At 32.9% G+C, this 18664-nt stretch carries 21 protein-coding genes and 1 pseudogene; 7 read left to right on the top strand and 15 right to left on the bottom strand.

Features of this window, described 5'->3' with window-relative positions; all coding sequences use genetic code 11:
* Positions 1-132 precede the first annotated feature (132 nt).
* The 5 genes from COL05_RS14415 to COL05_RS14395 all read right to left on the bottom strand — a co-directional run bounded on the left by COL05_RS14415 (position 133) and on the right by COL05_RS14395 (position 3519).
* The gene (locus COL05_RS14415) at positions 133-1275 is read right to left on the bottom strand and encodes a fused response regulator/phosphatase (RefSeq protein ID WP_098669113.1); all 1143 of its coding nucleotides are present in this window, start codon (positions 1273-1275) and stop codon (positions 133-135) included.
* A 167-nt stretch (positions 1276-1442) separates the two neighbouring features.
* Positions 1443-1883, bottom strand: coding sequence for a ferritin-like domain-containing protein (locus COL05_RS14410; protein WP_000017748.1), 441 nt, complete (start codon positions 1881-1883; stop codon positions 1443-1445).
* A 69-nt stretch (positions 1884-1952) separates the two neighbouring features.
* Positions 1953-2729 (bottom strand): RNA polymerase sigma factor SigB, encoded by a 777-nt coding sequence (gene sigB, locus COL05_RS14405; protein ID WP_098669112.1) that lies wholly within the window; start codon positions 2727-2729, stop codon positions 1953-1955.
* A complete protein-coding gene (gene rsbW / locus COL05_RS14400) occupies positions 2692-3174 on the bottom strand; it encodes an anti-sigma B factor RsbW (protein ID WP_060489146.1) in 483 nt (160 codons plus the stop codon). Before rsbW ends, sigB begins: the two co-directional genes overlap by 38 nt.
* Positions 3175-3180: 6 nt before the next feature.
* Positions 3181-3519 (bottom strand): STAS domain-containing protein, encoded by a 339-nt coding sequence (locus COL05_RS14395; RefSeq protein ID WP_142337498.1) that lies wholly within the window; start codon positions 3517-3519, stop codon positions 3181-3183.
* Between the two features lie 197 nt (positions 3520-3716).
* Here COL05_RS14395 and COL05_RS14390 point away from each other — a divergent pair, with 197 nt between their 5' ends.
* Positions 3717-3917 carry a hypothetical protein gene (locus COL05_RS14390; RefSeq protein ID WP_048526512.1) on the top strand — a complete coding sequence of 67 codons (201 nt, stop codon included), beginning with the start codon at positions 3717-3719 and terminating at the stop codon, positions 3915-3917.
* Between the two features lie 182 nt (positions 3918-4099).
* On the opposite strand, the gene COL05_RS14385 is transcribed toward COL05_RS14390, so the two are convergent.
* The 3 genes from COL05_RS14385 to COL05_RS14375 all read right to left on the bottom strand — a co-directional run bounded on the left by COL05_RS14385 (position 4100) and on the right by COL05_RS14375 (position 5067).
* Positions 4100-4351: a GlsB/YeaQ/YmgE family stress response membrane protein gene (locus tag COL05_RS14385; RefSeq protein WP_000522902.1), complete on the bottom strand. Its 252-nt coding sequence runs from the start codon at positions 4349-4351 to the stop codon at positions 4100-4102.
* Positions 4352-4426: 75 nt separating this feature from the next.
* Entirely contained in the window at positions 4427-4627 is a 201-nt protein-coding gene (locus COL05_RS14380) for a CsbD family protein (RefSeq protein WP_098669110.1), read from the bottom strand.
* Positions 4628-4677: 50 nt separating this feature from the next.
* Entirely contained in the window at positions 4678-5067 is a 390-nt protein-coding gene (locus COL05_RS14375; protein ID WP_000448812.1) for a YflT domain-containing protein, read from the bottom strand.
* A gap of 192 nt (positions 5068-5259) precedes the next feature.
* Between COL05_RS14375 and COL05_RS14370 the strand changes: the two genes are divergently transcribed.
* Positions 5260-5715: an LptM family lipoprotein gene (locus COL05_RS14370; RefSeq protein WP_098669109.1), complete on the top strand. Its 456-nt coding sequence runs from the start codon at positions 5260-5262 to the stop codon at positions 5713-5715.
* An 86-nt stretch (positions 5716-5801) separates the two neighbouring features.
* On the opposite strand, the gene COL05_RS14365 is transcribed toward COL05_RS14370, so the two are convergent.
* Entirely contained in the window at positions 5802-6215 is a 414-nt protein-coding gene (locus COL05_RS14365) for a hypothetical protein (protein WP_098200956.1), read from the bottom strand.
* A 310-nt stretch (positions 6216-6525) separates the two neighbouring features.
* On the opposite strand from COL05_RS14365, the gene COL05_RS14360 reads away from it, so the two are divergent.
* Complete coding sequence (locus COL05_RS14360) at positions 6526-6633, top strand: YjcZ family sporulation protein (RefSeq protein WP_000505670.1); 108 nt, start codon at positions 6526-6528, stop codon at positions 6631-6633.
* Positions 6634-7235: 602 nt separating this feature from the next.
* Here COL05_RS14360 and COL05_RS14355 read toward each other — a convergent pair.
* Complete coding sequence (locus COL05_RS14355; protein WP_098669108.1) at positions 7236-7835, bottom strand: DUF6241 domain-containing protein; 600 nt, start codon at positions 7833-7835, stop codon at positions 7236-7238.
* 145 nt (positions 7836-7980) lie between these two features.
* Complete coding sequence (locus tag COL05_RS14350) at positions 7981-9717, bottom strand: S-layer homology domain-containing protein (protein WP_098669107.1); 1737 nt, start codon at positions 9715-9717, stop codon at positions 7981-7983.
* 1146 nt (positions 9718-10863) lie between these two features.
* Between COL05_RS14350 and COL05_RS32190 the strand changes: the two genes are divergently transcribed.
* From COL05_RS32190 to COL05_RS14330, 3 genes are all read left to right on the top strand, one after another.
* Positions 10864-11079 carry a hypothetical protein gene (locus tag COL05_RS32190; RefSeq protein WP_306475315.1) on the top strand — a complete coding sequence of 72 codons (216 nt, stop codon included), beginning with the start codon at positions 10864-10866 and terminating at the stop codon, positions 11077-11079.
* 482 nt (positions 11080-11561) lie between these two features.
* Complete coding sequence (locus COL05_RS14335) at positions 11562-12455, top strand: helix-turn-helix domain-containing protein (RefSeq protein WP_098669104.1); 894 nt, start codon at positions 11562-11564, stop codon at positions 12453-12455.
* Between the two features lie 172 nt (positions 12456-12627).
* Complete coding sequence (locus COL05_RS14330) at positions 12628-12738, top strand: YjcZ family sporulation protein (protein WP_098236520.1); 111 nt, start codon at positions 12628-12630, stop codon at positions 12736-12738.
* 143 nt (positions 12739-12881) lie between these two features.
* On the opposite strand, the gene COL05_RS14325 is transcribed toward COL05_RS14330, so the two are convergent.
* Positions 12882-13571: a CPBP family glutamic-type intramembrane protease gene (locus tag COL05_RS14325; RefSeq protein WP_098669103.1), complete on the bottom strand. Its 690-nt coding sequence runs from the start codon at positions 13569-13571 to the stop codon at positions 12882-12884.
* 982 nt (positions 13572-14553) lie between these two features.
* On the opposite strand from COL05_RS14325, the gene COL05_RS14320 reads away from it, so the two are divergent.
* Positions 14554-15144 (top strand): TetR/AcrR family transcriptional regulator, encoded by a 591-nt coding sequence (locus COL05_RS14320; protein ID WP_098669102.1) that lies wholly within the window; start codon positions 14554-14556, stop codon positions 15142-15144.
* Between the two features lie 274 nt (positions 15145-15418).
* Here COL05_RS14320 and COL05_RS14315 read toward each other — a convergent pair.
* The 3 genes and pseudogenes from COL05_RS14315 to COL05_RS14305 all read right to left on the bottom strand — a co-directional run bounded on the left by COL05_RS14315 (position 15419) and on the right by COL05_RS14305 (position 18614).
* Positions 15419-16365, bottom strand: a pseudogene (locus COL05_RS14315) (ATP-grasp domain-containing protein).
* Entirely contained in the window at positions 16358-17416 is a 1059-nt protein-coding gene (locus COL05_RS14310; RefSeq protein ID WP_098669114.1) for an LLM class flavin-dependent oxidoreductase, read from the bottom strand. Before COL05_RS14310 ends, COL05_RS14315 begins: the two are co-directional and overlap by 8 nt.
* A gap of 41 nt (positions 17417-17457) precedes the next feature.
* Positions 17458-18614, bottom strand: a protein-coding gene (locus COL05_RS14305; RefSeq protein ID WP_098669101.1) for an IS3 family transposase whose coding sequence is annotated in 2 segments (ribosomal slippage) — positions 17458-18362 and positions 18362-18614 — 1158 coding nt in all. Because the reading frame shifts where the segments join, the coding sequence is not laid out codon by codon here.
* Between the last annotated feature and the right edge of the window lie 50 nt (positions 18615-18664).

Below are 18664 nucleotides of genomic sequence, written 5' to 3'. Positions count from 1 at the left end.
TCGGGCATTTACGGGCAGTTGATCTCCCACCTATCTCCTTTGCTTCAGACTAATTTTTTTGTGGGAGTCTTACTGCCCGTTAATGCGGGGTAAAAAGCGTATGAAATCCTCTATTTGGATTTCATACGCTTTTTATTTCGCATTCGTTTGTATCATAATGAGGCACATATCATCTGATTGCGCTTTCTTCTGTTCTTCCTTATAAAACCCTTCTATCTCTTCTTCTAAATCTCCCCATTTTCTTTCTGTAAAAGCACGTAATTTCTCTTCAGCCTCAAATTCATCATTTGCAATTGCTTCAAGAACACCATCTGTAAACAATGTGATTTGAGCGTTCTTCTTAAAAGGTATAACTGTCTTTTCAACTTTTATTTCATCAAAAAATCCTACCGCACAACTCCCGCGATTCAGTTCAACCATATTTGTTTCATCAACTAAAACGTATCCAGAAGGATGTCCTGCATTTACATATTCAATCGTTCTCTTTTCTGTATCCACTACTAAGTATATCGTTGTAAAATAATATGGAATATTGTCATTCTCATTATGTAAAAGAGTCATATATTTATTTAAGTCTTTAATGACGAGTTCTGGATCAATTAAACATTTAATCGTTTCACGTAATACAGACGAAATAAACATACAAACTAATGAAGCAGATATACCATGTCCCATTACGTCCAATAATATAATACCGTAGCGGTTTTCATCGATTTTATACCAATAATACATATCTCCAGCTAGTTTGAATGAAGGTAAATAGCTTGCTTCAATTTTTATATGATCTTCTCTTAATGGGCTACTTAATAAGTTTCTTTGTACTTGTGTAGCTAAATCCAATTCATTACGAAGGTTTTCCTCTTGTTCTTTATGCCAATTTAATTCTGATTTCAAGCGTAATGCTACACGCATACGCGCTAACAATTCAACTTTATTTATCGGTTTCGTAATATAATCCATTGCGCCTATATCAAGCGCTTCAGCTAATTTATTCGCATCTTCTAAAGCTGTTACAAAAATAATAGGAATATCTTTAAACTTCTCCTCTTTTTGTAATCGCCTACAAACTTCAAGTCCATCAATTTCAGGCATCATAATATCTAATAGTATTAAATCAATTTCATTATGCCTGGAAGAATCTTTTCCAAAATGGATGTATTCGAAAAGCTCTTGTGCAGAATTCAGCGATACAAGATCCTGATATCCGGCTTGTTTTAAAATTTTTTCAATTACAAAGATGTTAACCGGATTATCATCGACAATTAAAATGGACACAAGTTATTTCCCCTTTTCTTATTTAAAATGTAAATCTAATATCATTTTCTATTTTTCTAGTATTGCATACTCAGTTATAAAATGAAAATTTCCTACTCAAACATATTTTTTATACAGCAAAAGAACAAACCCCCTAGAAATGAGAGTTTGTTCTTTCACTCTATAAATTAATTTAACACCATTGCTTTGTCACTTAAAAGACGATCTAACTCTTCCATATGATTTGTTTCATCTGCGATCATATCTTCTAACTTTACAACTAACTCTGTCATATTTAATTTCGCTGCCTGTTCTTTTCTCTTTTCATAACGCTTAATTGTTTCATATTCTGACTTCCTAGCTTCTTCTAACATTTCTCTAACATCTTCTACTTGTTTCACTGGTAAAGGGATCGTAGTAGGTGTACCACCTAACGTCTTAATTTTCTCCGCTAAATATAGGGCATGTCCTTGTTCATCACTAATTTCAGATTCAAAGAAAGGTTTTAACACTTGTCTATATATACCAGAAACTGTAGCAGCATTATGGTTATACATAATAATTGCCGAGTATTCTCCTGCTAAATCTTCATTCAATCCTTCGATTAGTTCTTTCACATCGTGTGACATTTTTATATCTCCTCCTATACTTAATAACTACCCCTTTTCTCATGTTTTAAACATAACTCTTTAAATTTTTTATGTATCTAAAAACGCCGCTTGCTTCAATTTACTTATCGCTTGTCTTTTAATACGAGAAACATGCATTTGTGAAATACCTAACCGTTCCCCTGTATCCTTTTGATTTAAATTTTCTCCAAATATATAATGAATAACACTCTTTTCCGTCTCATTTAATACGTTAAAAATATCCTTTAAAACGAGACGCCTTTCTGTCTCTTCATATCCTTGCTCTACTTCACCTACAGATTCAATTCTCGCTACCGAACTGCCATCAGATGAATTTTCAACTACATCATCTAAGGAAGATACGCGATAATTATTTTTCGCATCCATAATTTCTAGCACTTCCTCTTCGGATAGTCCTAAATGATCTGCAATCTCTATAATCTTCGGTGAACGTTGTAGATGATCTGTTAGCTCCTCTATCGCAAGTTTAATCTTCCCGCCTAAATCTTTAATCCGCCTTGGAACATGAATACCCCAAGTTTTATCACGTAAATACTTCTTTATTTCCCCTACTATCGTAGGTATGGCAAACGGCTCAAAAGCATTCCCTATTGAGTAATCATACCTTCTTATTGCGCCTAAGAGCCCTAACATTCCTACTTGTATAATATCCTCATGCATCGGTCCACCTTTTGAATAGCGATATGCAATGGAATGTACGAGGTTTTTATAGTGATTCACTAATCTTTCCTGTGCTTCATCACATTGGTTTTGTTGGAAGTCTGCAATTAGTTTAATAACGTCTTCTTTAGCAAGATTTGTAGGTTGAGATTGGATTTCCATCATTCTCCACCTGCTCTCTTTGTATATATTTTGTCATTAAAACTGTCATGCCCTCATCATGCATAATTTGTATATCATCCATTAACGTATTAATTAAATATAAACCTAAACCATTTTCCGGCAAATGTTCTACTGGTTTACTAATATCATACGGACCAACTTTCTCTTTTAAGGTACTAAAATCAAAGCTAACCCCATTATCAGCAACCATAATTTCTAATCGATCTTCATATAGACCAAAGACAATTGCAATTTCTCCAACGTCTTCTTTGTATGCATGTTGTACAATATTTGTACATGCTTCACTAATAGCAATTTTCATATCTTCTATATCGTCATAAGCAAAGCCCATTCGATTCGCAACACCAGCCATTGTTAAACGAATAATAGCCACATATTCTGCCTTTGCAGGAATTTTCATTTCTATCTTTTCAAATCTCTCCATCATCCCTAGTCACCTTCTTTCTACTTTTTCAAAATCGGAATTTAAATTTAATATTTCTGTTAGTCCTGTAATATCAAATAATCTTTTTAACCTTTTAGAGACACCAATAAATTCTAGTTTGCCATCATTTTTCTTAACCGCTTTTAATAGAGCTATAAATACGCCTAAACCTGTACTATCCATATACTCTACCTCAGTAAAATCTACTACAATATGAACCTCTTTTTCGCTTGCAATAGGCATCATCTTATTTTTTAAATCTGATGCCGTATACGCATCAATCTCACCATTAAGTTGTACCGTATAACCCACATCATTTTGTAAAATATTTACTACCAAATTCATCATTTCCGCCCCCTTATCTCAAACTACTACTATGTTAATTACCCATAAAGATTAATTTTAAACATATTTTTTCATTTTCATTATAAATAAATTTTCTACACCTTTCTTGGCTTAACGCTTAAATCGTACTAATAAATGTTTAAAACTTATAATTTTGTGTATGTATAATGTATAAACATTATTTTTAGGGGGATCTATCTATGGAAGAGCACAACTTTAAAAAGGGAGATTTCGTTCAATTTTCTTATCGACACGATCATGCTACAAAATTAGTTGGTTCCATTATTAACATACTAACGAATACAATTGTAGTGGATATAGGTAATAGCGAGGACTTATCTCATATAGAACCAAGGCAAGTCGTAAGAATAAATAATTGTAAAAAAGTAACGATGGCTTAATACATAATAGAAAGTGTAATGTTAATGAGTGGAGGTTCTTCATCCTCCACTCATTCCTATGCAGATTACATAAAAAAAGCATCCAAATTAGTTTAATTGGATGCTTTTTTTATGTATTTTTACGAGCTTATTAACCTTATAGTCACATATAACAAACTTAAGATTATTATTCATTATCATACTTACGCTTTCCGAAGCATTCTAGAAAAGAATGTAACGATTAAAATAAAGACGATTGCACCTAATAAAGCTGGAAGAATAAAGATGCCTCCCCATTCAGGACCCCAATGACCAAATAACGCACTACCTACCCAAGATCCGATTAATCCGGCAATCACATTACCAACTATACCTAAAGGAAAGTCTTTTCCCGTAATCATTCCAGCTAACGCACCAATAAGTCCACCTACAATACACGTAATAATAAGTCCCACAATTAAACCTCCTATATTCGTTTTATATTGGATTCATCAAGCTTTGGTATGTAACCAAAGCTTGATGAACATATATTATTCTTTATTATCCAATTCATCACTTATCTTTTGTTTCACTTTTCCGACTTTTTCTTTTATCGTTCCCTTCGCCTTTTCCCACTTCCCTTCATTTTTCAACTCTCTATCGTCTGTAACTTCACCAATTCCTTCTTTTACTTGTCCTTTTTTCTTTTCAACTTTACCTTTAACTTGTTCTTTTAGCCCATTCTCACTCATATTTCCCATCTCCTTTTCGTAATAGATTTATAGATTTACAGGATACAAATTTAAATAGAATACATGCATCTTCTTTCTTGTAACCATTCACCGACTCTTTCTAAATCCTTTACGAATAACAAGATTTTTCCTTCATCCAGTTTTTCTTCATAAAAGTTTGCTTCTTCTTCATTAAGTCCTAACTCTTGCATCTTATTTCTTAACTGATCTCCCGTGTTTTGAAAGACGTTAATAATGCTTGTCCCAAGTCCCTCCTCTTTTATTCCAATTGTATTCACGTCTGCATTGTCTGCAATTCTATCTGTCCTTTCTTTCTCATGTGTTAATACGTAAATATCTTTTTGGTCTATTCCTTTCTTCACTAGATCATTCGCCGCATTCATGACCTCTTTCTCCGTAATAAATTCATATACAAAAGGTTTACTATACTTCGTTTCCATCTTTAACTTCCTCCTTTAAAATGAATTATTTGTTATATTATATGTAGTACACCCATTTTCGAAATGTTAAACATAAAATATGAAAAAAGTTATGTGAATTTTTTCTATCCTAAAACTAGTAGAATAAATCTACTTACAATAACTACCTAAATTAACAGAAAATTGTTATAATTAAACATAAGGAGGGATACTATGAAAAAAATCATATCTATATGCGCTCTAACCGCTCTATCTTTCACTTTAATAGGCTGTGCAAGTACCTCAGCTACAGACAAATCCCCACAAGCTAAACAAGAACAGAAACAAAATGCCTTTCAATTAAACTCCGCAAATATTACAGATATCGAAATACTTAGCACAAAAAATAACAACGTTTCAAAATCTCAAACAGACAACGAAGAAATGATACAATCTATCGTTTCAGCAGTTCAAAAAGGCACTCCTAAGCAAATCACACTAGATCAAAAAAAGAGAGAATCTGCACATTCTACTATAACCGTTACATATAAAGATGACGTAAAAGAAGAGTTTCTTGTGTGGGTTGATAATAAGGAGCAAATTACGATTGCTAAAGATGAGAAGAAAGATAAAGTTGAAGGTGTGGTAGTGAACATTAAAGATGCAAAAATGATGAAGGATTTCTTTTAAAACTTTAATATAATTGATGTTAAAAAAGAGTAGGATTACATCCTACTCTTTTTTAATCTTGTCCCATAAATAAACTTTTATAAAATCTATTTAAGATCTAATTTTGCTAAATCATGTTGTAAAACATTATTTCCTTCTTGTGGGTTAAATACTATTGCACTAAGACCAAAAACATTCGTAACAACATCTCTATCTTTCGAACGAATGATTCTTACTTCATAAGCAAAAACTCCTGGAGGAAGAGCTGCTGAACGAAAAGTAACATATCGATTAGGTGCCAATGTTTGTGTTGAAGGGTCTACTAATGGTAACAATACCGGAGAACCCGATGACCAATCAAACATTTCAACAGTTACTGTATGAGTATCATCTGGATCAACATTCATAGCTTCCACAGTAAGAAACAACGTAGCGGAATGTCTACGTAATACACCCGTTGACAAAGTTTCATTGTGATGTTTATGACATCTTCCAGGAGGATGACTATAGCCATAACTCATATCAATTCCCCCCTTTCATTTACAATTAAGGACAAGTATTCCTTATAATATATAATGCTAGTATTATTTTAATGAAAGGTATAAAAGCGGATTTCCATCTGTATTTTTGGATATTTTATTTTCCACTTATCCCCTCTTAATGAATAATATAGATTCTCCTATTTTGCCCTTGAACTCTTTCTAAGAATAAATAAATCTATTTTGAAAAGGACCTGCTCCATTCATTCGTAAAAGCATAAAGTAAATGGAATCCGTTAAAACACATGAGTGAACCTTTGTTTTTCTCCTCCTATTAAAAGGAGGAACTGTTATGGGCTTTGGTGGTAGTTGTGGCGGCTGTGGCTTCGCCGGAGGATTTGCTTTATTAGTTGTATTGTTTATTTTATTAATCATCGTTGGAGCTGCTTGCTTCTGCTAAAAAACTATCGAAAAGACACTCATGTGAGTGTCTTTTCTTTATATGTAAAAAAAGCCCACCTATTTCCGTAGGCGGGCCTTATCTTTATTACACAATAAGAAAGTATACTCTCTTTTCCCTTGAATTTTTATGTAATTATACATATTCATGAAAATAGAAGAAGTAAAATTGTTATTACAACATATTTTCCACTTTCAACTTAGTTATCAATGGATAAACTTTATTTATATATTCATGGGAATCATCCATTGAAAATGTATCTTCTTTAAGTCAAAACTGTCATTTTAAAAAAGAAAAAGACACCCTAAGGTGCCTTCCTCCGACTTGAACCATCTTAATTTTAATAATATGTATTGGACTCCCATCCAACTATTATTTTACCATGTTAAGTTGTTTTTGTTTATTGAGAAATACAATAGTTTATGTATGCCGGTCTTCTGTATTAGATATTTTGGTAATCCATGCAGCGATTAATAAGAGAACAAGCTATTAATTAAAGGTAAAACCACATGCTAAGCCGGTGTAATACTATCTCCGAAGCAAATACCATATTGCAGAATAAAAGCATTGTATTTTCATTTGTATGCAATTCAGTTTTATTTCTATAACTCTCCATGTTTCCACTCTTTATTATGAACATCTAACCCCTCTTGACCAAAGAAATGGAGAATAAATTCTTTTTCATCACTATTCGTTTTTTTAGCTAGTTTAGCTCCCTCCATACTTTGCTTTTTTCCAGAGCGTAAATAATGAATTTCACTATAGTCTTCAACTACAGATTCGAAATCTCCACCGTACCATTTGTTCAAAATAGATTCATATCTTTTTCTTTCATCATTATTGATAACATTTAAGTTGTTTTTTAAGTACTGAATGTTTTCTTTCGTCATTTGAAATCGCCCTACATCACGAGTACCAGAAACATGAAGATTATTCCCATTAAATGTGAGTTTTTGGAGAGACATATGTATCATCATGTCATTTATAGTTTGCTCGCTTTTGATTTCTCCAATCATCTGTGCCGCTTTAGATAATTGCTCTTCACTTACTACGTAACTATCTTTTTGTTGTTTTTGGTTGGTTTGAACTTTTTCTTCTTGTTTAGGCTTTGCTTCAGTTGCAGTCTTCTCATTTGTGCTACAAGCAGCCATGCTCACAAGTAATGTACCGCATGCTAATGCTGTAAGTAATTTTCGTTTCATATTGTTTGCCTCCGGTATGTACTAGTTATTTCAGCAACATGTAAGATTTCTCACCTCATGGTAGCAAACAAGTCATTTATACATTGTCATATTTTGTCGGATAAAAATAAAAAAAGCATCTGAAACAGATGCTTTTTCTTGATCATTACATAAACGTAATCGTCACTAAAGAATATCCTTCTTTCGCATTATACGGCTCAGCTTTATAAGAAACACGGTTTGCCCCTTGCGGATAACCGATTTCCCCAATTGCCTTTTTCACATCTTGCAATGCGCCATCCATTGATTGTTTATACAGAATTTCAATCTTTGGTGACTTTTCGTTATAACGTTGCTGCATTTTATTTTTGAATTCATTATAGTTATTTGCGATGTAATCATTTCCCAAATAATTTAACTTTGTATCTTTTAAAATTTGTTGATACGCAGGGGTCTTCGTACCACCTGCCGCAATTTTATTTGTTAATGTACTATAATAATTTGTTGTAGCTTGCGGATAGTCTACGCGATTCCACTCATGATTTCTTGCGATTTGCTCATCTGATAAGTTGAAATAAGAATACGTTACACGGCCCTGCTCATCTGGCACCGGATCATCGAATGTTGTATCAAGGTGATACCATTTGTTTTCGATTTTCACCAAGTTCCAAGCATGAGGCTGTCCGTCTCCAGTTCCTACTACAAAATGATTCTCAATTCCAGCTTCTTTTAATAATTGATAGGTTAATAGTGCATAACCTTGGCAAACCGCAGAACGATTTACAAGTGCTTCATATGCTGTGTAAGCTTTATAAGACGTATCATAAGAAACCTGTTTTACAACATAATCATGAATCGCCTTCACTTTTTCGTGATCATCCATTCCAGCTTGCGTAATAGAAGAAACGATTGCCTTTGCTTGCTTCATTACATATTCTGTTTGTTCTTTCGTTTCACGATATGTAATCTTTAACGTAAACGTATAATTTCCAGGGGATCCAGAAAGTCCATATGAAACATTCGATCTATTAAAATTCGTATACTCATTTTTACTTGCCACTTCTTTATAGGCATTAAAAAGTGTATCCATTACTTCTTTTGTATTACTATTTGTCGTTTTGTACGGAAGTGTAATATTTGTTTCATACGTATTAATACGCTTTTGCACTTCATCTTTAAATGCTGCTAATAATGCCGCATCCCCTGTATCTCGCACCGCAACTTCTGGTTTTTTATACTTCAAAGTATTATATAAAAACTGTGCATATTGTTCACGTTTTACCGTACTGTATGGCTCAAATTTCCCTTCACCTGTACCAGAAGCAATCCCGTTTGACTGCACTGCACTAATTGCATTTTCACCCCAAAAACCACTTGGAACATCGTTAAATGTATGCTTTTGTTTCGCAGAAAGATGGAAAGCGTTTGTAAGAATTTGCGCCATTTCTGCCCGGCTAACAGAATCTTTCGGTCTAAATCCCCCATTTGCATCACCTTTAAAAACCCCTAATTTCGTTAGCGTTAAAACCTCTTCTGGAAACATTGTTGAACCTGAACGAATATCTCGATACGGATTATTTAAAGTGGATCCATCTTGTAATACATAACGAGCACCGTCATTACTAAACGTACCACCTTGCTTATTCGGTACTAACACGCGATAAATTAAAGCTGCAACTTGTTCTCTCGTCGCAACATCACCGAAACCAAACTTCCCATTTCCATAACCAGAAATAATGTTTTTACCCGCTAAATCTTTAATCGCCGGATACGACCAATGCGATGTAGGCACATCAGAAAAAATACTCGCCTCAGCAGCTCTCACATCACTGCCATTTGTAAACAGTAAAGCACCACCAATAAGTGATAATGATGTAATTGATTTTAATAGTTTTGTGTACATAATTCCTTCTCCCAATTTGTTCTCTATTCATGTTGTTTTTTGTCGAAAAATCTAAAAATATGACAAAATACATTATACAATTAAAAGGTTTTGAGGGATATATTGAATTTTAAAATATGCAAAAATTCATATTAATATATTTTTCCGTATTAATATCATGGTTTTTATTTATGAATATATAATAGGTAGTAACTCATTATAACTCCCTTCATGGTAATCTCTAATTTTATATTGGAATTCTTTAGAATAATTCTTCTTTATTTCTCAATATAAGGAGTCTTGGATTTTCATTAACACTCCTGTAATATTATTAACAAAGAGTAAGGTAAGAGTTACTCTTTGCCATTTTAGAAGAGGTTCTGTTGGAGACAGCAGGATCTTTTTTCATATAGAGATAGTTTTGCTAAATTTTTCACTACTAACCACAAAAATATCCTATAATGTTTATATTACAAATTAACATATTAGGAGCGGATCAAATGCCAGTTACACTAGAACTTATTCTTTTCATTCTTATAGCAATTAGTGCTGTTGGCTATTTAATAAAAGAATTTCAAAAAACTAGAAAAAGAACACTTGGAATTTCACTAGAATTCTTGGTTCTTTTCTGGTCAATATGGAGAATATCGACTATCGTAATCTAATTTATAAAACATGAATTCCTTTGAATAAAACTCAATATTATGTCCATAATGTTGATAGGCTGTATGCCAACATTCATTTAGTTTTCTCTGTATCTCCTTGTATTGAGCAGTTAGCTATTGCTAGCTGCTCTTTTATATGTAACCTTGTTAGACAAGTTTTCATATAATATAGTCATTCCTTTCTTATAAAATGAAACTTTAATTAGTGGGGGTTTTGTTCATCCCCCACTTAACTTCTTTGCTCCAACTGAATTTTGAGGTGGGAGTTTTACTTTCCGTTAACGCGGGATAAAAATTGAATTATATCCTATAACATTTTCAGGAATCATCCATATTTTATTTCTAAAAAATTGCATTGTTTCACTGAAAAGTGATTGTGGAAACAACCGCCTTTTTATTTATGGCAAAATAAGATTTCTATTAAACCTCATTACAAAGTATGTTATTACTGGTATAAGCTGGTATAATAAATACAGATCAAACATTGAAAGGAAATATGACAATGAAAAGATATTTTAACTTCATTTCACTTTTCTTAACTGTACTTGTAATAATTAATCTTACAAATATACATACAAAGTACCAATTCTTTATAGGTGCATCTATAGCATTATGTTTAACTATTATTTCTACAAATGAACTTATAAAATTCCTTGCTACTAGTAGCTTGTTAGTTTACGGATTTGCCGCTTTTACTTTTTTAAGTATTGCTTGTTAACTTTCAATTTCGCTTTGTATTAAAATAGCGTTTTTATTTAATTTCATTACAATAATATAGAGGCACATACGATTTTTTCTTTGTTTATGGGTTCTTACGTAATAGTAAAAACCCTTTTTTCATGCCAATCACGATTTATTCATTTTTTTGATACATTTATGGAACATTCATACGTTACGTTAGATAAATCCTTTTTGACAGAATGAATAATGAGTTATATCTTTCTCTCAATGAATTTAGGTATTTAACATGGTAAAATAATATTCGTATGAGCTTCCAATACATATTATTAAAATTAAGATGGTTCAAGTCGCAGGAAGGCGCCTTTGGGTGTCTTCTTTGTACATACTAAAATCCTAACCACATTATGAAAACGGTAAGCCCTTTACACCAAACAATAATTGCAACTATATTATTTTTACATTACATTAAGGTAAAGGAATATCCCTTTACAAATAAAGTGCTAGATAGTAGGTGGAAAAATGGAATTTAAAGATTTGGGTATTATCATTAAAGAACTTAGAATGAAAAAAAATATATCACAATCCGAATTATGTCATGGAATATGTTCACAAAGTCAAATTAGCAAGATTGAAAAAGGTATGATTTATCCATCTAGTATATTGTTATATCAATTATCAGAAAGACTTGGTATTGATCCAAATAATATATTTGCACTAACTCAAAACAAAAGATTAAAATATGTAGAAAACGTAAAATACGTAATAAAAGACTGCTTAAAGCAAAAACAATATAAAGAACTTTATGAAATAGTAAAAAAAGAGAAAAACTTAAATAATTTTCAAACAAAAGAAGAGAAACAGTTTCTAATATGGCACGAAGCAATTGCTATATTTATGGTGGATAGATCAATAAAAACTGCTTTAGATCTTTTAAATAATGCATTAAAACTGACTTTAACTAATTCTGATTTTTTATCAGAAAGAGAAATAGATATTATGCAAACAATGGCTATATTTTATGCAGAAAATAAAAATTATGAAAAAGGTATTAATATATTAAAAAGATGTTTAACTAATTTTAATAAGTTAGATTTTCCTAGAGATAAAGAAATTAAATTAAAAATCATGTTAAATTTAGCAAAATGTTTAGACTCCATATATCAACATGAAGAGGCAATAAAATACCTTGATAAGGGTATAAAATTAGCAATTAATTTAAATACTTTATACCTATTAGGTGAACTATTCTATTTAAAAGGTCAATATTTATTAAAGATTAAACAACATAATGTAGAAGAGGTTGTTTATAACTGGAAAAAAGCATTATTTATATTTGAACTAACAGAAAAAGAATATTATACAAAAACGCTACCAGATGAACTGATTGAAATACAAAATAAAAAACAATCATAATTTCGTAAAAGTTACTTACAAAAGTCGAAGGAAGGCACCTAATGGCGTCTTTTCTTTATTTTCAAAAGGACCTGCTCCATTTATTCTTTAAAACATAAAGTAAAGTGAACCCGTTAAAATCCATGAAATGAACCCTAGTTTTACCCTCTTATCTAAAGGAGGCACTATTGTTATGGGATATGGTGGTAGTTGCGGCGAAGGCGGCGGTTTCGCTGGAGGATTTGCTTTATTAGTTGTATTATTTATTCTATTAATCATTATCGGATGCAGTTGTTTCTGCTAAAAAACTATTAGAAAAGGTACCTATATGGGTACCTTTTCTTTATGTGTCTTATTCATTATTGGATTCCAAACTTTTATAACAATTGAATATTTTTCGCATTTGCCATCCCTCAAATATGAATCAATACTTTGTAATATAGATTATTAACCTAAGTAAGTTAAAACAAGTAGTGACACATCATAAATGACATGTGCCCAAATACCGCCCCATAAGCTACCTGTTTTTCTCCAAGCATAAGTAAATGGCAAACGTCCGATACCAATTACAAATACACATTGAAAAATATTACCGTCATAAGTAGTATAATGCATCAATCCAAAAATAATCGCTGAAATAATTGCTGATATTACCCACGAAGTTGCTGAGTCAAATTTTTTGCTTGCAAAGTAAAATACAATAACTGCTATAGCCGCTGTAATAACTTCTTCTCCAATTAAACTAAAAAACTTCATACTATAATCAAGAAACTCGATCCATAATGGAAGAGTTGTATCCGGCTCTTCAAAACCAGCATTTTCTGCTAAAGGGGTATTCATAAGAGTACCTATACCAACAAATAATAAGCTAACCAGATATCCTAATATAATTGATATAAAGATCCATTTCCAACTGCCTTTATTCATTTGTCTAAAAAATGATTTTGCTTTATCGTATCCAACGAGCAAAATAAGGGACAATCCCCCACCAATAGTTAAATAAGACCAAGCAGTAAAAGCACCAAAGTCTCCTAATAATTCAGCGTACATAAGTGCAAAAGTCGTAATGAATACAATTATCACAGCGAAAAATATATTTGTCTTCTTCCAACTGTTATTTTCAAATAAATCTAACATTTTAATACTCCTTAAATAAAAATTAATGAATTGTGATCTTGCTATAATTTTATATAAAAAACTAACCATTAGGCTTATTTATAGCCTGGAATCTCTTTTAACTCTGTATTGTAGCCTTTTCCTACTTAATCCGTTGCATTTTTAACACTACCTATAGAATCTCTAAAACTTCCACTCGCATCTTGCACAATTACAAAATCTATTTTTTTATGCAATGGCTATTGAAACTTTAAGTGTCCTTCATGCTCTCTGTAACACATATCCTTTGCTTCATTTGTTTTTAAGTGTATGGTCTATTCCCTCTACTGATTTAGCAAACACATTGAATCTAGGAAACACCAACAGAATACACAAAGTGTCATAAATATTGATAGATTTTTTTCATACTCTACTCCTTTCACTATTGCATATTCTAATGTTCGAATTAGGTATTGGTAATCCTATTAGAATATCAAACTAAAAATATCTTCCTCTATTAACAGATGCCACTCCTTTCTAATCTTTCACGAACGGACCGGTCGGTTCGGTTCTATTAAGAATCTAATGATACTATAAGTTTCTAGTTTTTTAAACCCTTTTTACAAGTTATTAACAAAATAAAATCAGTGGCTTATTTACAATCAAATTCCAGTAATCACTCATTATCAATGATTAACCTTTTATAGAATGAAATGAAAGTAGGAGTAGCTCAACCCCTTTAGCTAAAAATATTAATAAAAATTAGACATAATAGTTATATGTCTATACATTAAAATTAACTATATTTTTACTTCTTCTATGATTTTAGGTGAAATTAGTTGTATAATATCACTGAATTAACCAATTTGTCCTTTTGTTATTGACAGAAAATTCTTTTAAATAATATAGATAATATAATTTAATTAACTTCAAACTTATTTATACTTACAATAAAAATTCATGAAAATAAATGGTAAACATTACCTAGATATTAAGCTCGTTTTTATTAGGAGGATTACAAAGCATGACTAAAGTTGATAAGGTAAAAGAAAAAATTATCGAAACATCTTTATATTTATTTAATACTAATGGGATCACTCGCACATCCATCCAGGATATTATGACAGCTACTGAACTACCTAAAGGTTCTATTTATCGTAGATTCAAAAATAAAGAAGAAATTGTCCTTGCTGCCTACAACAAAAGTGGTGAGATTATGTGGGGGCATTTCCATAAAGCAATGGAAAATCAAAAGACAGCAATTGATAAAATCCTTGCAATTTTCCTTATATATCAAGATGCAGCTAATAATCCTCCTATTGCTGGAGGTTGTCCATTGCTTAATAGCGCAATTGAAAGTACTGGAGTATTTCCAGAATTACAAAAAGCAGCAGCAAAAGGCTATGATGATACAGTAATGTTAATGGCCTCTCTCATAAAGGAAGGAATAGAGAAACAAGAATTTAAAGAAGATATAAACATTATATCTCTCGCTTCTTTTCTTGCATCTTCAATGGAGGGAGCTATTATGGCAAGTCGAGTATCTAACGATAATATACACCATCATTATTTTATTGAACAAATAAAGCATCACCTTTTCTCTTATTCTAAATAAGTGAGAACTTGCATCGCCTTCATTCAATTTTTATAAACTTAAATTGAATACATACCTCCCCCCATAAAAAATATTTTCTGTTTATGAGGGGGTTGAACATTTTTTAGCAGAGGTAGCTTACAGAAGGAATATAGAAGCAATTATTGGAATATATATAGGGGTAAGAAGATCCCCTTTAGCTTAAGCTAGAGGGGATCTTCTTACTCCTATTTCAAACTACTCAAAATATCCGCAAAGATTACTTTAACAAAAGTTTTCACTAGAACCGTATCTATTATTTAACTGACTCTACTTGTTTCTCTAATTCTCTTCCAAGGAATGTAGCAAGCTCTAGCATACCAAATTGATTCGCTACAGACTCTGCGTCAGAATTATAGTTTGTGTTTGTATTAATATCATACGTATAAATTGTTCCATCCGCACTGCGAATAAATTAAATACCAGCAACGGTAATTTCATTTTCTTTCAAGAACTCTTTGTATTGTTCAATAATTGGCTCGTGGAAGTCCGATATAATTTCAAATTTTGTTGATGACTCTTTCTTACTCTCTTCTCCTACTGGGCAGAAAGCATCTTGAATCGAGCAAGCATCTGCTGGACAAAGCTCAAATCCCTCTGATGTATCTACTTTAACTGCATATACAAACTGACCGCCTACAAATTCACAACGTGTAATATATGGTTCTGGCGCTTCAATATATTGCTGGATTAAAGTAATTCCATCAATAGGCTCTTCAAACGCCGGACTGTCCAAATATTGTTCTAAAGCATCAATGGAATGAAATAGTTGAACACCAAGACCTTTACCTGCACGGTTATGCTTCGTAATGAACGGTACTTCTCCTAACTCCTTTGCTGCTTTTACTATATGATCACGGCCAACAGCACCAATTGTTTTCGGCACTTGTATCCCAAATTTTCTTAATGCTGCATATTGATTCAATTTACTTACTTCAAGACGTAACGCACGAGACCCGTTAAATACTGTTCTTCCATATCCCTCTAAACTCCTTCAGTCAACTCAGGTGCATATCGATGCCCTCTCGTATGTGAAGAAGCACTCATGCGGCTATAAAAAACACCTTTGGGAGGTTCTTGTTCTAACGGAAGTGTTCCTTCATTTAAAAGCCATTCCTCATATGTCAACTCCAGTTCTTCCAGCCTTTTCACTAAATGATTCGTCCATTCCTTATTCTCATGTAATATGTAAATTTTACTCATTTGTAATCAATTCCTTTCTTTTTGCTTCAACTAATGGCATCACTTTTTCAGAAAATCGTTTCATCTCTTCAAGCTGTGGTGAAAATTGTAAAAGTAATAACGTCACACCGACTTCTTCAAAAGCAAGTATTCTCTCTGCAATTTGTTCTGGTGTTCCGATTAAATTAGGACGTAACCCGCGATTCGATACGGAATAATCATTGAGCTTTACTTGCTGTTCCAACTGCGATTTACTCACAAAATCTTGGTAACCCGCGTAACCTAACGCATCATCTTTCACATCCGTTATACGTCTCCATTCTTCTAACGCCTCTTCTTCTGTATCACGACAAATGACGTAAGCCGCCAGCCCGAATGACTGCAATGGCTCCTCTGTCACTTTCTTTCTACGATTCTTCATATCTTCTATTTTCACAGCTACTTCTTCCACTGTTCCCCCGTGCATTACATATGCATCCGCGTGATTTACAATGACCTCTTTTCCTCGCTCACTCTCACCACCTGCATAAAGCTTAATGCCTTGTTTCTGCACAGGTTTTGGACTTAAATGTGTATGCTGAAGCTCATAAAAGTTCCCCTTATAAGAAAACTCGTCTTCTTTCCAAAGCTCTTTCAAAATTGTTACAAATTCCTCTGTGCGATCATACCTTTCATCATGTGCGGTAAATACTCCGCCGTACTGTCTCGCTTCTTCTTCCCACCATGCTGAAACTACATTCAATGTAAAACGACCATTACTTAATTGATCGATATTCGCCGCCATTTTCGCTGTAACAGCTGGATTGTGGAATCCAGGTCTGACAGCTGTCATAATCTCTAATTTATCCGTTACTGCTGCAAGTGCTGCCGCAGTTGTCCACGCTTCTAAACTTGGTGCTGACACACCTTTTATATCATTTAAATTTAATTTTGCAATAAGTGTTGTTGAAAAACCTAATTGTTCTGCCGCTTGCGCTGTTTGTTTTGCATACTCAAACGTAGGCGGCATAGATTCATCATCTACATTCCGAAGCCATCCCCCAAAAATCGGCAACCAAAAACCATACTCCACTACTGAAGTGAACCCTGAAAACGGGACACCAATCAAAACACCTAAACCACTTGTTCCCTAAATTCTTTAGGGGATAGGTGGTTTAATTTTTCTTGAATTCGCACACAATTGTAGTAATGAATGTATTCTAGCACAATCTTTCGCACAGTTGTGTTGGATACTTTTGTTATCTTTTGTGAATAGAAAGCTTCACTTTTTAAATGACCAAAGAAGCTTTCCATGACGGCATTATCATGGCAATTTCCTCTCCGGGACATGCTGGTGATAATGCCGTTTTCTTTGGCATACGCTTGAAATTCTTTTGCTGTATAAATACTTCCTTGATCTGAGTGAAGAAGGACATCTTTTACTTTTCGCCCTCTCATTGCTTGTTTTAATGTCTTCATCGCTAATGTCAGTGTTTGTGATTCGCTGATGACACAACTAATAATTTCACGATTAAAGGCATCCATAATCGTTGATAAATACAAGGTACGCTCTCCAAATAAGAGATACGTCACATCGGTAAACCACTTTTCATTTGGTCTGGATGCATTGAATTGGCGCTCCAATCGATGACGGGCTACCATTGGTTCCGCACCATTGATATATTTCTTTTTCTTTCGACGTACTTTTGAAAGAATGTGATTTTGTTTCATGATTCGTAATACTTTTTTATGATTGACACACAGTCCCATTTTTCGAAGAGTAGCGATCACTCTTCGATATCCATACCGGAATTTATGCCTAAGACAAACGTCCTTTACTTTCTCTTCTATACCATCTTTCAAATCTTCCGTTCGTTGTAACCAACGATAAAATGTGGAACGGGGTAATTCTAATACGTTACACAATTCTTTTACCGTTATTTTTGTTTTTACATTTTCCCATAAAGTAACTACAGTTTCTGGTTTCAGCCCCTTTCGATTTCCAGATACTTTCCCCATACAAGTAATTTTGTTTTTAGATGTTTATTTTCTAAACGTAGCTGTTCTAATTCACTGAGCTCTTTTGGTCCTTTTCCATAAGAATATTGTTTTCCTACAGGTTGTTGAAAACGATACGTTTGATCTGTACGATACCATTTCATCCATGTCTTAATTTGGGAAACATTTTTAATTCCGAGTTTCTCCATAATTGTACGATTTGAATAGCCGTCTTTCTTCATTTCAATCACTTTCCACTTTGTTTCTTCTGGGTAATGAACTCTTGTCTTCAAACGAAAAACACCTCCATTGAATTTACATACTTTGAAGTGACCCAATGAAA

It is taken from the genome of Bacillus sp. AFS059628 (assembly GCF_002571225.1).
Classification (GTDB): Bacteria; Bacillota; Bacilli; order Bacillales; family Bacillaceae_G; genus Bacillus_A.
This window is presented reverse-complemented; position numbering and strand designations above follow the sequence as displayed.

What these genes read in the sequence shown, in the direction of transcription:
- COL05_RS14410 (WP_000017748.1), bottom strand. Translation starts at nt 1,883, where the DNA reads ATGTCACACGATGTGAAAGAACTAATCGAAGGATTGAATGAAGATTTA.
- COL05_RS14370 (WP_098669109.1), top strand. Translation starts at nt 5,260, where the DNA reads ATGAAAAAAATCATATCTATATGCGCTCTAACCGCTCTATCTTTCACT.
- COL05_RS14335 (WP_098669104.1), top strand. Translation starts at nt 11,562, where the DNA reads ATGGAATTTAAAGATTTGGGTATTATCATTAAAGAACTTAGAATGAAA.
- COL05_RS14375 (WP_000448812.1), bottom strand. Translation starts at nt 5,067, where the DNA reads ATGGAAACGAAGTATAGTAAACCTTTTGTATATGAATTTATTACGGAG.
- COL05_RS14320 (WP_098669102.1), top strand. Translation starts at nt 14,554, where the DNA reads ATGACTAAAGTTGATAAGGTAAAAGAAAAAATTATCGAAACATCTTTA.
- COL05_RS32190 (WP_306475315.1), top strand. Translation starts at nt 10,864, where the DNA reads ATGAAAAGATATTTTAACTTCATTTCACTTTTCTTAACTGTACTTGTA.
- COL05_RS14325 (WP_098669103.1), bottom strand. Translation starts at nt 13,571, where the DNA reads ATGTTAGATTTATTTGAAAATAACAGTTGGAAGAAGACAAATATATTT.
- COL05_RS14350 (WP_098669107.1), bottom strand. Translation starts at nt 9,717, where the DNA reads ATGTACACAAAACTATTAAAATCAATTACATCATTATCACTTATTGGT.
- COL05_RS14365 (WP_098200956.1), bottom strand. Translation starts at nt 6,215, where the DNA reads ATGAGTTATGGCTATAGTCATCCTCCTGGAAGATGTCATAAACATCAC.
- COL05_RS14390 (WP_048526512.1), top strand. Translation starts at nt 3,717, where the DNA reads ATGGAAGAGCACAACTTTAAAAAGGGAGATTTCGTTCAATTTTCTTAT.
- COL05_RS14395 (WP_142337498.1), bottom strand. Translation starts at nt 3,519, where the DNA reads ATGATGAATTTGGTAGTAAATATTTTACAAAATGATGTGGGTTATACG.
- COL05_RS14355 (WP_098669108.1), bottom strand. Translation starts at nt 7,835, where the DNA reads ATGAAACGAAAATTACTTACAGCATTAGCATGCGGTACATTACTTGTG.
- COL05_RS14330 (WP_098236520.1), top strand. Translation starts at nt 12,628, where the DNA reads ATGGGATATGGTGGTAGTTGCGGCGAAGGCGGCGGTTTCGCTGGAGGA.
- COL05_RS14380 (WP_098669110.1), bottom strand. Translation starts at nt 4,627, where the DNA reads ATGAGTGAGAATGGGCTAAAAGAACAAGTTAAAGGTAAAGTTGAAAAG.
- rsbW (WP_060489146.1), bottom strand. Translation starts at nt 3,174, where the DNA reads ATGATGGAGAGATTTGAAAAGATAGAAATGAAAATTCCTGCAAAGGCA.
- COL05_RS14360 (WP_000505670.1), top strand. Translation starts at nt 6,526, where the DNA reads ATGGGCTTTGGTGGTAGTTGTGGCGGCTGTGGCTTCGCCGGAGGATTT.
- sigB (WP_098669112.1), bottom strand. Translation starts at nt 2,729, where the DNA reads ATGATGGAAATCCAATCTCAACCTACAAATCTTGCTAAAGAAGACGTT.